The organism is Methylobacterium sp. WL116 (genome assembly GCF_008039455.1).
Lineage (GTDB): Bacteria > Pseudomonadota > Alphaproteobacteria > Rhizobiales > Beijerinckiaceae > Methylobacterium.
Window position 1 is genome coordinate 1 of record NZ_VRUV01000112.1, and the last position, 10,712, is coordinate 10,712.

Annotated in this window: 12 protein-coding genes, 1 tRNA gene and 1 pseudogene; 6 read left to right on the plus strand and 8 right to left on the minus strand. The window is 70.4% G+C overall.

The window, feature by feature from the left end; genetic code table 11:
• Positions 1-1,161 (minus strand): acyltransferase (locus tag FV223_RS10995; RefSeq protein ID WP_246689664.1); only part of this gene is annotated, 1,161 nt, incomplete at its 3' end.
• Between the two features lie 481 nt (positions 1,162-1,642).
• Here FV223_RS10995 and FV223_RS11000 point away from each other — a divergent pair.
• Positions 1,643-1,719: transfer RNA gene (locus FV223_RS11000), tRNA-Arg, on the plus strand.
• A gap of 440 nt (positions 1,720-2,159) precedes the next feature.
• On the opposite strand, the gene FV223_RS11005 is transcribed toward FV223_RS11000, so the two are convergent.
• Positions 2,160-3,233 (minus strand): hypothetical protein, encoded by a 1,074-nt coding sequence (locus FV223_RS11005; RefSeq protein ID WP_246686536.1) that lies wholly within the window; start codon positions 3,231-3,233, stop codon positions 2,160-2,162.
• Positions 3,234-3,670: 437 nt separating this feature from the next.
• On the opposite strand from FV223_RS11005, the gene FV223_RS11010 reads away from it, so the two are divergent.
• The 3 genes from FV223_RS11010 to FV223_RS11020 all read left to right on the plus strand — a co-directional run bounded on the left by FV223_RS11010 (position 3,671) and on the right by FV223_RS11020 (position 4,443).
• Positions 3,671-3,832 (plus strand): YqaE/Pmp3 family membrane protein, encoded by a 162-nt coding sequence (locus tag FV223_RS11010; RefSeq protein WP_187274833.1) that lies wholly within the window; start codon positions 3,671-3,673, stop codon positions 3,830-3,832.
• 25 nt (positions 3,833-3,857) lie between these two features.
• Positions 3,858-4,109, plus strand: coding sequence for a hypothetical protein (locus FV223_RS11015; RefSeq protein WP_147727082.1), 252 nt, complete (start codon positions 3,858-3,860; stop codon positions 4,107-4,109).
• Between the two features lie 130 nt (positions 4,110-4,239).
• Entirely contained in the window at positions 4,240-4,443 is a 204-nt protein-coding gene (locus FV223_RS11020; protein WP_147727083.1) for a hypothetical protein, read from the plus strand.
• 6 nt (positions 4,444-4,449) lie between these two features.
• Here the strand turns inward: FV223_RS11020 and FV223_RS11025 are convergent, their stop codons facing one another.
• The 4 genes and pseudogenes from FV223_RS11025 to FV223_RS11040 all read right to left on the minus strand — a co-directional run bounded on the left by FV223_RS11025 (position 4,450) and on the right by FV223_RS11040 (position 6,436).
• Positions 4,450-4,632 carry a hypothetical protein gene (locus FV223_RS11025; protein ID WP_147727084.1) on the minus strand — a complete coding sequence of 61 codons (183 nt, stop codon included), beginning with the start codon at positions 4,630-4,632 and terminating at the stop codon, positions 4,450-4,452.
• 7 nt (positions 4,633-4,639) lie between these two features.
• Positions 4,640-5,104, minus strand: a pseudogene (locus tag FV223_RS11030) (YceI family protein); the annotation flags it as partial.
• A 98-nt stretch (positions 5,105-5,202) separates the two neighbouring features.
• Positions 5,203-5,808 (minus strand): cytochrome b, encoded by a 606-nt coding sequence (locus FV223_RS11035; protein WP_147727085.1) that lies wholly within the window; start codon positions 5,806-5,808, stop codon positions 5,203-5,205.
• Positions 5,809-5,860: 52 nt separating this feature from the next.
• Positions 5,861-6,436, minus strand: a complete 576-nt coding sequence (locus tag FV223_RS11040; RefSeq protein WP_147727092.1) for a YceI family protein — start codon at positions 6,434-6,436, stop codon at positions 5,861-5,863.
• A gap of 137 nt (positions 6,437-6,573) precedes the next feature.
• On the opposite strand from FV223_RS11040, the gene FV223_RS11045 reads away from it, so the two are divergent.
• On the plus strand, positions 6,574-7,521 hold the full coding sequence (locus FV223_RS11045) for a LysR family transcriptional regulator (protein ID WP_147727086.1): 948 nt from the start codon (positions 6,574-6,576) through the stop codon (positions 7,519-7,521).
• A 70-nt stretch (positions 7,522-7,591) separates the two neighbouring features.
• Here FV223_RS11045 and FV223_RS11050 read toward each other — a convergent pair whose 3' ends face one another.
• A complete protein-coding gene (locus FV223_RS11050; RefSeq protein ID WP_147727087.1) occupies positions 7,592-7,969 on the minus strand; it encodes a hypothetical protein in 378 nt (125 codons plus the stop codon).
• Between the two features lie 97 nt (positions 7,970-8,066).
• Between FV223_RS11050 and FV223_RS11055 the strand changes: the two genes are divergently transcribed.
• A complete protein-coding gene (locus FV223_RS11055) occupies positions 8,067-9,005 on the plus strand; it encodes a LysR family transcriptional regulator (RefSeq protein ID WP_147727088.1) in 939 nt (312 codons plus the stop codon).
• Between the two features lie 138 nt (positions 9,006-9,143).
• Here FV223_RS11055 and FV223_RS11060 read toward each other — a convergent pair.
• A partial coding sequence (locus tag FV223_RS11060) for an ABC transporter substrate-binding protein (protein WP_147727089.1) occupies positions 9,144-10,712 on the minus strand: 1,569 nt, incomplete at its 5' end.

A 10,712-nucleotide genomic window follows, 5' to 3' on the forward strand; every position in this document is an offset into this window, starting at 1 on the left:
GGCCCGCGACGTCCATGCCTGGGCGGGCAGGGCGGCGACCGCATCGCGGGCCCGGCTCTCGGCCCAGTCGTTGCGCGCCGTCTCGGTGCTGCCCCAGAGGGCGCAACCGGTGAACACGACGAGGAAGGCGGTCACGCCCCGCCTCAGCGCGACCGGACCCGCAGCGTCGATCCGGCCGCGAACGCGCCGATAGAACGCGACGTCGAGGGGCCCGAGGAGCGCGGCGGCCAGAAGCGAGCCCGCGAGGCAGACGCCGGCATAGGCAGGCCCCGACCAGTCCGGCGGGCAAGCCCAGCCCGCCAGCAGCAGCACCGGCGGATGCGCGAGGTAGAGCACGTAGCTCCAATCCCCCAGCGCGATCGTCCCCCGCGCCACCGGCCCCTCCCGGCGGACGGGCGGCGCCGTGACGGCGGCGCCCACGATCAGCACCGCGGCAACGCCACCGAGCCAGCGCGCGGCCGCCGTGTCGACGAAGACGCAGAGCACCAGGAAGGGCAGGGCGAGGAGCGCCGTCGCCGGACGCATCCAGCCCGACGCGATCAGCCGCGGCAGCAGCAGGCCGCCCGCAAAGGGCGCACAGGCCGCCGTGACCGGCACCAGGTAGAGCGGCGGCGGCATTAGGCTGCGGCTGTCGGGCGGCAGCAGCGGAAAGGCGACCGCCAGCAGGACGAGCCAGCCGGCGGCGAGGGGAACGAGGCGCCGCGCCTGCCCGGCCGAGGCCAGGAGGAACAGGCCGACATAGAACGACAGCTCCAGGGCGAGCGTCCACTCCACGTTGAGGGGCGAGCTTCGCGCGCCTCCGGGCGCGAGGGACAGGGCGAGCACGGACATGCCGCCGAACTGCAGGCCCAGCGCCGCGAACAGGCCGGCGGACAGCGCCACCACCCCGAAGTAAGTCGGGAAGATGCGGCTGACCCGATGCGCGAGGAAGACGAGCGGCGCATCGCGGGTGACGAGCCGGGCCATCAGGAAGCCCGACAGGGCGAAGAAGATCGCCACGCCCCAGACGCCCATCAGGGTGTCGAGGGTCGCGAACGGCCGTGCGGCGCCACGCAGCGCCTGGGCATACACGGCGACGTGGTGCACCAGGACGAGGCTCGCCGCGAACGCCCGCAGAAGCTGCAGGTTCGCCAGCGCCCCGCCGGGCCGCGCGATGCTCACGGCCGCCAGGGCGCCGCCTGCCGGCCCCGAATGCGTCGGGGCCGTGACGGCGGGAGGATGATGTCGGTCGAGACGAGTCTGCATCGCCGGCGCTTCGAACGGTGTTGCACGCTGAGCGTCGCAGCGCGGATGCCCGCCAGAAACAATCAGAAACATGGCCGATACAAGATGGCCGTGCCGTCTTTGGCCGGGCCTGCCGTTTGGGCTACAGTATAAGGATACCGGTATCGCTCGAACACTTTGCCCGGGTGGCGTACGAAGCCTCGCTCGGATCGCAGAACCCCAATCCCCCTCTTCGCCGGCCCGTAGCACCATGGCGCGATGCGCACCGAGCGCCGCGGACAGCGACGTGCGCCGTGACGCCTCGCCGATCGGTGGGACCGCGGCAACGGCGATCCCACGTCGTCATCCCCCCGCCTTCGACCCCGCGACAGCCCCGTTGCGCCGCGCAGCGGCATCGGCTAGGAAATCGGCACGGTCAGCACCCGTAGCTCAGCTGGATAGAGCGTTGCCCTCCGAAGGCAAAGGTCACACGTTCGAATCGTGTCGGGTGCGCCAATTCCGTACAGAACCGCGAACACCTGCCCGGCGGGTGAGCCAGCGCCGGCGATGACGGGTTCCGGGCTGGCCGTATCGCCAATGATGCGGATAGCGTTCTCGACGCAATCGACGATCGCCTGAAGCAACGCCTTCGCAACGGGATCTCGCCCTCCGTCGCGCTCTCACGCATCGACCGGCCGCATGACGCGATCAATTCGGGTGCGCTCTCAGCGAGCGGACGGTCCGCGACCCGCTCGATCGCTGATGCGGGGCCCGAAACAAGCTCTTCGACCAGCCTTGAAAGATCACGTCGATCGGTCTGCGCGCCGGGCGCCCTTGGTCATAATCGACACCGATCGGCATGAGCGGATGGTGCGTTCCCGCGGCGGTCGCAGGCGCGAAGCAGCATCGTGGGTCGCGGCGCCAGGCTTCACGCCCGTCCGCGCCGCGCGTCGGCATCAGTTGGTGATCTGCGGCTGCATGGTCGTCTGCCCGAACATCTTCGCCAGCGCCGCATCGATGGACGGCCCGCCGGAGGCTTCGGCATACCAGCCCGGCGAGGAGCAGGCCTGCAGGTTCGGCGCGATCTGCGAGACGTAGGGCTGGACCAGGCTTCGATAGTTGCCATCCAGCGCCGAGCTTCCCGTGGTCGGATCGGCCAGGATCGGCAGGTAGGTGGTGTAGATCACCCCGACGGTGATGTTCTTGTTGTTGTAGCTCTGGCAGACGGCCGGATCGAACGCCGCGGTGCAATGCCCGGAGGTGCAGGAGGAACCCTTCACGTCACGCAGGCCGTCGGTGATGATGATGACGTAGGCGCGGGACGTCGCCTGGCTGGTTCCGTCGCCGCTCGTCGGGATCTTAGTCAGCAGATCGGTCAGCGGCTCCTTGAGGTAGCTGTCGCCGGTTCCGCCACCGTTGTTCGGGCCCAGGTCGATGTTCGCCGCCGCGGCCGACAGGCTGTTCCAGTTCGAGCTGAGCGTCGCCAGCTGATTGAGGCTGTAGGTCGTTCCGTTCGCGGATGAGAGGCCCGTCGTGTAGAGCGCGATCCGGTAGTTGCTGGTGCCGGCGGCGAGGGCGTCGCTCTGGGCCGTGGAGATCGTCTTGTTCACGGCATTGCGCAGGACGTCGATGCGCAGGGTGATCGGTGGAACGGCGCTGCCGGCGATGGACTGATAGCTGCTCGCCAGCCTGCTGCCGGTCTGCACGACGTGACAGCCGAAGACGCAGCCCGTGGCGCCCGAGTTGCCGGCGTTCCTCTCCATCGTCTTGATCAGGGTGAAGAGGCTCTTGGCTCCCGCCGTGGTCGAGGCGAGGCCCATCGAATGCGACACGTCCAGAGCCATGTAGAGATCGGTATAGAGCGGCATCGAGGCCGAGGATTTCGCGGAGCCGGAGGCATTCATGCTCCGGACGCCGAAGATGCCGCCGAACGACGTCCTGGTCGCGACGTTGAACGTCGCCAGCGCGTCGATGCGCTGGCCGACCTTGGCGACGGTCACGGTTCCGCCCGTCGCGATGACGTTGGTCATCCGCGCCACGTGCGCGTTGAACAGGCCCGTCGCACGGGTCTGCGCCTCGGTCTTGGCGGACGCGACCGAAGCGGCGCTGCCGTCCGATTGCTGGATCAGCGCCTTGGCGACGCCGCTGGCATAGAGGGCGGCGGCGTCGGCGGCGGTCTGGCAGGTGGTCCGGGCGGTGAGCAGCTGCCCGTAATCGATGGCGAGCCCCGTGGTGCCGATCAGCGGCAGGAGGAGCAGCCCGAAGAGAAGCGCGATGTTGCCGCGCCGATCCGCGACGGTCGGTCAAACGACAAAGCACGCCAACCGTTGCGACAGGCTCTCTCACCGCGCCCACGCCGCTTGGGCGAGCCTGAGTCGGAACAAATCGGGCTGAAACAGCCTGAGTGTGCGGGGCAGCATTGCCGACGCCGTGCACCCGCCGACATCGTCTGGGGATGCGACGCGCCATGGTCATGATCATCATCTGCTTCCTGGCGCCGTGGCTGGCAATGTTCCTGCGCGGGAAGGTGATCCAGGGCATCCTGTGCATCCTCCTCCACATCACCGTCATCGGCTGGATCCCGGCAACGATCTGGGCCCTGGTGGTCACGCGCAAGGAAGCTGCGTAGGGGCGTCGGACCCGGGGAGGCTTTCATGCAGAGCAGGCTCGCGAAGACGATCATCGGGGCGATCCTCGCCGTCGCCCTGGCCGTCGCCGTGTCCTACGGCTTGATCACCCAGCAGACCGCCGATCAGATCCAGACGAAGGCCGACCAGACATTGCAGACCGGCCCTGGTGTTCCGCCGGCCGGGCCCGGGCAGCCGGCGCCGGCGCCTCCGAACCCACAGGCGCCGACGCAGCCCGGTACGACGCCGGCAACCCCACCCGCGGCGCCGCGGCCATGAGGAGGTCGCAGCCGGCACCGAGGCGCGAGATGTCGGATCCGCCGCGATGAGGTCGAAGGGCCGCTCCGCATGAGGGCGTCTCCGGACCCGGCAGGCTCCCGGAGTGCACCTCCATCCGAAGGATAGGCCCATGCTGATGACCGTGCTTCTGCTGGCCTTCCTCGGCATCCTCGTGGTGATGCTGGTAACGCGCCGGCATATCGGACGGCTCGGATCGCTGGCGACGCTGATCGCAGCCGCGGCGCTGGCCCTCTGGCTGATCGACAGCGGCTTGGTCCCGGGGTCCAAGGGCCCGCTCGAGGGCGACCGGGCGACGACGTTTCGCGATCGGTGATCGCCGTTAGTCGACGAGCGCGGTCGCGCCGAGATCCTGACCGGCTGCGCCCTTGCGCCGCCGGTCATTCGCGCCTTCGGCTTCGTTCGGCGCGGCCTCGGCCGCGTCGGCTCGGAAATGGCTCCGGCTCGGCGAAGGACGACCGGCAGCGTGCCGGCCGAGGTCGCAGGCAGCCGGCACTTCGAGCATCGCGATCCTAGCGCGCACCGTCCTTCCGGCGCGCCACGAGATCGAGGTCGACGCCGACCTCGAGGGCGACCCATTGGCCCGACGCCCACGGCCCCTGCCCGACGCCGAAATCGGTGCGCACGAGATCGAGATGCCCGGTGGCGTGAGCGGCATCGCCGGCAAGGGTGAGGCGGAAGGGCAGGGTCGCGTCGTGGCGGATGCCGCGGATCGTGAGGCTGCCGACGGCCTCGTAGGCGTCGCCGCCCCTGGGCACGAAGCGCCTCGCCTCGAAGCGGGCCTGAGGCGTCGCCTTGGTGGCGAACCAGTCGGCCTGCGGCAGGGACTCGTCGCGCTGGACGTCGCCGGTCTCGGCGCTGGCGAGGTCGACGGTCACCAGCGCATGCCCGGTCTCCGGGGCGGCCGGGTCGAAGGCGATCTCGGCCTCGAAGCGCTTGAAGCGGCCCTTGAACGGGACGCCGACCTGAACCCCCGAGAAGCCGAGGCGGCTCTAGGCCGGGTCGACGGCCCAATCCGCGGCCTCGGCGCAGGCGGGTGCGGCGAGGATCGCGGCGGCGAGCAGCAGGCGATACGTCATCGGGGCGAAACCTCGCGGCGGGTGGGGCCGAGCGACGGCAGCCTCCCCCGCAGGGTGTCGTCCCGCAGGACGAAATGGTGCCGCAGGGCGGCGCCGGCATGCAGCACGAGAAGGGCGATCAGGAACCAGGCGCCGGACGCATGGACCAGCTTCAATCCGGCCTCGACCGCCGCCTTGTTCGGGAGGTCCGTGACGATCGGCAGATGCGGCCAGGGCACGACGCTGTACAGGACCGTCGGGATGTTGAACGGCGAGGCCGAGACCAGCGCCCAGCCGACCAGGGGCATCGCGATGATCAGCGCGTAGAGCACGCCGTGGGCGAGATGCGCCGCGGCCCGCTCCAGGGCCGGCATCGCCGCCGGCAGGGGCGGGGGCCTGTGGAAGGCGCGCCAGCCGAGCCGGAGCAGCGACAGCACGAGCACGGTGATGCCGACCGACTTGTGCCACTGGTAGAGCTGGAACCGGCGCATCGGCGCCAGGTCCGCATGCGTCATCGCGAGGCCGATGCCGAGGAGCGCGAGCACCAGGGCCGCGATCGCCCAGTGGAAGGCGATCGCGACGCGGGTGTACCGGAGCGGGGCAGGGGCCACGGCCTCGGGCATGGTCGTTCCTGGCATCGCGATCTCGGGGCCGGCGGTCGTGCGCGGCTTGGGCCTATTCGGTGCGCTCGAACGCGCCGGCGATGGTGAGGTGCAGCTCGTCGCCGATCAGCGGCACGTAGGTCTTCACGCCGAATTCCGAGCGCTTGATCGTGCCCTTGGCGTCGAAGCCGACCGTGTACTTCTTGCTCAGCGGGTTCACGCCGGCGCCGACCAGGGTCACGTCGAGGGTTACCGGCTTGGTCACGCCGTGGAGCGTCAGGTTGCCGGCGACCTTGGCCTTGTCCTTGCCCTCGGGCGTGACCTTGGTCGAGACGAAGGTCATCTCCGGGTACTTGGTCGCGTCGAGCCACTGGTCGCCCTTCAGCTCGTCGGTGAGCTTGGTGCTGGTGGTGGTGACCGACGCGACGGGAATCGTGATCTTGAGGCTGCTCTGAGCCGGGCTCTTCGGCTGAAGGTCGAGAGTGCCCGAAACCTCCGACAACCCGCCGGAATAGTTCGAGAAGCCCATGTGCGACACGGTGAACCCGACCTGGGTGTGGCCGGCATCGACCGCGTAGGCGCCGGCCTGGATCTGGGCCGGGTCGCGGGTCGGCGGTGTCTGCGCCAGCGCCGGGGCGGCGGCGAGCATGAGTGCGATCGACAGGGCGGAGGGGCTGAAGGGCTTCACGAAGAGCTCCGGGCTCGCTGGCACGGCGGGATGCGCCGTTCGGAGGCGCCGAGATAGGCCGCTTCCCAGCGGTGCGGAAGCGCGGTAACCGGAGACGCATGGTTGCGATTCTGGAAACCTTCACCGGGCATCTCGACGACGTGCGTGCCTTCTGCGCGGTGGTCGACCTCGGCAGCGTGACCCAGGCGGCGGCCTTCGTGCGCGAGACCAAGGGCAGCGTCAGCCGCCGCGTCTCGCGACTGGAGGCGGTGCTCGGCGTGACGCTGCTGGCGCGAACCTCGCGCGCGGTCTCGCCGACGGCCGACGGGCTGGTCTTCCACGCCCGCGCCCAGGAGAGCCTTGCGCTCCTCGACGAGGCTCTGGAGACGGCGCGCGGCGCGCGCACCGAACCGCGCGGGCACCTGCGCGTCACCGCCTCCATCGATTTCGGCGTCGAGGTGCTGCCCGATCTCGTGGCGAGCTTCCGCGCTCGCTACCCGCAGATCACCATCGAAATGCTGATCACCGACAACCGGCTGGACCTCGCCGCCAACCGCGTCGACCTCGCCCTGCGGCTCGGCGGCGCGCATCCGGACAGCGGCTACATGGCGCCGATCCTCGCCGAGCTGACGATCGGCCTCTACGCCGCCCCGGCCTATCTCGCTCGGAAGCCGGCTCCGGCCGACCTCGCCGGGCTCTGCGACCACGACGTGGTGTTCTCGCGCGAGCGCGTCGGCGCCTCGCAGATCGCGGTGTCGGACCGGCTCGGGCGCGAGGCGCTGATCGACGTGCGCCCGGTGGTGCGGGCGACGGATTTCGCCACCGTGCTGCGGTTGACGCTGGCCGGCGTCGGCATCGGCCACATCCCGAGCCTCGTCGCCGCGAAGGCGCTGGGCGCCGGCACGCTGGTTCCGGTGATGCCCGATTGGGCGAGCCGCGGCGGGACGCTCCGGGCGGTCAGCCTCGCGGGGCGCGAATTGCCGGCGCGGGTCCGGCTGTTCCGCGAGCATGTCCGCGCGGAGGTGGCGCGCGCGTCGTCCGGTCGGCGGCTCCATGATCCGGCCTGACGGCGTCTGCCGGCTCCCGGCCTCGTCGCGAGGCCGGGAGGGTCGGCACGGCCGGGCATGCCCAGAGCGCTCAGTCGACGGCCGCGGCTTCCAGCGTGACGGCCTTGGTCCGGGAGGGCTGGACCAGGATGCGGTCGCCGACGCGGCTGATCTCGATCGTCTCGGCGGGCGAGTCGGCCGGGCGCGGGGTCGAGAGCGTCACGCTCTGGTCGTCGGCCAGGACCGTCTCGAAGCGGACGGCGGGGGCTGCGGCGCGCGGCGCCAGGGTGACGACGACGCGATACCCTTTCGGCTCGGCGGTGTAGTAGGCGACGCCGGACAGGGTCCCGAGGTCGACGCTGCCGGCCGCGGCCGGCTTGATCTCGGCTGCGCCGGCACTGCCGAGGCCGGCGGTGAGGGCGACGATGGCCGCGAGGGCGACGGTGCGGCTGCGAGTCTTGATGGACATGATCGTGTGACCTTCGTGCTGCCAAGGGCCCGATGCCCTTGCCTTGGTCACGAATATGTTCTGCAGTGCAGCATGGATCAAACCGATCGTATCGCTGATGACTATCGATCACATCGATCTTAGCCGCATCGACCTGAATCTGCTCGTCGCCCTCGACGCGATGCTGGCCGAGCGCAGCGTGACCCGCGCCGCGGCTCGCATCGGCATCGGCCAGTCGGCGATGAGCTCGAGCCTCGCCCGCCTGCGCCGGCTGTACGACGACGAGCTGCTGACCCGCGCCCCCGACGGCATGCGGCCGACGCCACGCGCCCTGGCGCTGGCCGAGCCCGTCCGCGCGGCCCTGCGGCAGATCCAGGCGATCGTCCGGCGCGAGGCGGCGTTCGATCCGGCCACGACCGAGCGGACCTTCACGGTCAGCTTGCCGGACAGCACCGAGGTCCTGCTCGGGCCCCGGCTACTCGGCTACCTGCGCGCCGAGGCGCCGGGCATCCGCCTGCTGTTGCGCTCGGTCGACCGCACGCACATCCTGGAGGAGCTCGACGCCGACCGGGTCGACCTCGCCATCGGCTTCGGGTTCGAGGGGCAGACCCATCACAAGCAGCGCCTGCTCTACCGCGACACCTACGTCTGCCTGTTCGACGCCGGCCAGGTCGGGCTCGCGCCGCCGATCTCCCTGGACGACTACCTCCGCTTCCCGCACATCCTCACCAGCCTGCGCGAGACCGCCCACGGTGTCGTGGACGACGCGCTGGCCAAGCTCGGGCGGGCGCGGACGCTGGCGCTGACGACGCCGCGGTTCCTGGTGGTGCCGTTCCTGGTACGCGCCGCCCCGGTGATCACGACGATGCACGCGCGGCTCGCCACCTACTTCGCCGACGCGCTCGGGCTGACGGTGAGCCCGGCGCCGGTGGAGCTAGACGCGGTCTCGGTCTCGATGCTGTGGCACGCCTCCTACGACGACGACCCGGCCCACCGCTGGCTGCGGCAGGTGCTGGTGCGGCTGGCGGGCGAGACGGCCGAGGTCGAGCGGCTTTAACGGGGTGGGGCAGGGGGCCGGCGCATCGCCGACCCCGCATCCCTGACCACGCTCTTCCCTCCCCCCTCTGCGGGGGAGGGAGTACCCGTCACGCATCTGCTGCGCGATCCGGTAGCGAAGGAAACCCGCGCCGCCCCATCACGCCAGCGTCGTCAGGTCCTGGAACCAGTGCTGGGCCTGGGTGTAGCCCTTCACCTTCGGCGAGAGCGCGTGCGGGTTGGTGTCGTGCACGACCCAGACCTGCACCGCCTCGTCGACCACGATCTCGTGGATGCGGGCCAGCAGCTTGTCCTGCTCCGCCGGGTCGAGGCTGGCCTTGACCTTGTCGCAGAGCGCATCGACCTCGGCGTTCTTCCAGTGGCTCCAGTTCACGCCGTTCGGGGCGATCTGGCGCGAATCGTAGAAGCGCAGGATCGCGTAGAACGGATCGGAGGTGACGTAGGCGATGTTGCCGGCCGAGACGCCCTTCTGGCTCGGGTCGGCCGCGCCCTGGCGCCAGCCGGTATAGGCGACCTCCAGCTCGACGGTCTTGAACTCGACCTGGATGCCGATCTCGGCCCAGCTCTGCTGGATGAACTCGTTGATCGGCAGGGACAGCATCTGCCCGGTGCCGCCGGTGGGGATCAGGATCGTCGCCTTGACCGGGTTCTTCACCGAGAAGCCGGCCTCCTCCACGAGCGTCTTGGCCGCCGCGACGTCGGTCTTGATCTGGAAGGTCGGCTTGCCGAACCACGGGCTCGACGCCTGCACCTGCCCGACGGCCGGGGCGGCCAGGCCGCCCATCAGCTGCACCACGCCGTCGCGGTCGATCGCGAGGTTGGCGGCCTTGCGCAGGCGGATGTCGCGCCAGGGCGAGCCCTCGACCATCGAGAGGTGGTAGTTCCAGACATGCGGCGTGTCGTTGCCGACGATCCGCATGCCGGCGGCCTTCAGACGCGGCACGGCGTCGGGCGCGGGCAATTCGATCAGGTCGACGTTGCCCGACAGGAGCGCGTTCACGCGGGCGAGGTCTTCGGGCACGCAGGCCAGCGTCAGCTTGGCGAGCTTCGGGGCGCGCTTGGGGTTCCAGTAGGCCTCGTTCGCCACGAGCTCGAGGCGGACGCGGGGCTGGAGCTGGCCGATCTTGTAAGGCCCGGTCCCGGAAGGCTGGAACGCGAACTTCGACCAGTCGCGCCCGGCCGCCTCGAACCCGGCCGGCGACGAGATCAGGAACCACAGCATCTGGTAGGGGAACAGGCTGTCGGCGGTCTTCGTCGTCACCTGCACGGTCATCGCATCGAGCTTCCGATACGACGCCACGCCGGGCAGGCGCGGCCTCACCTGGGCGGCCTGGCGCTGGTCGAAGTGCGGCGCCTCCTTGTTGAGCACCTTGTCGAAGTTCCAGATCACCGCGTCCGCATCGAAGGCCGAGCCGTCGTGGAACTTCACCCCGTCGCGCAGGTGGAACGTCCAGTTCTTGCGGTCGGCCGGGTCGCTCTCCCAGGACGTCGCGAGGCCGGGCACCATCCTGCCGGGGCGGTCCGCAACGTCGAGCTCCCAGGCGATCAGCGGATCGTAGAGGGTCAGCCCGGTGAACTGGTAGCCGCCCGCGCCCTTGTCCGGCTGCCCGGTGGTGAGCGGCAGGTCCGACATCGAGATGCCGTAGGTCAGGGTGCCCGCGGGTTTGCCGCCGGGCGCCGAGCCCCCCTGGGCGAGGGCGCCGGGCGC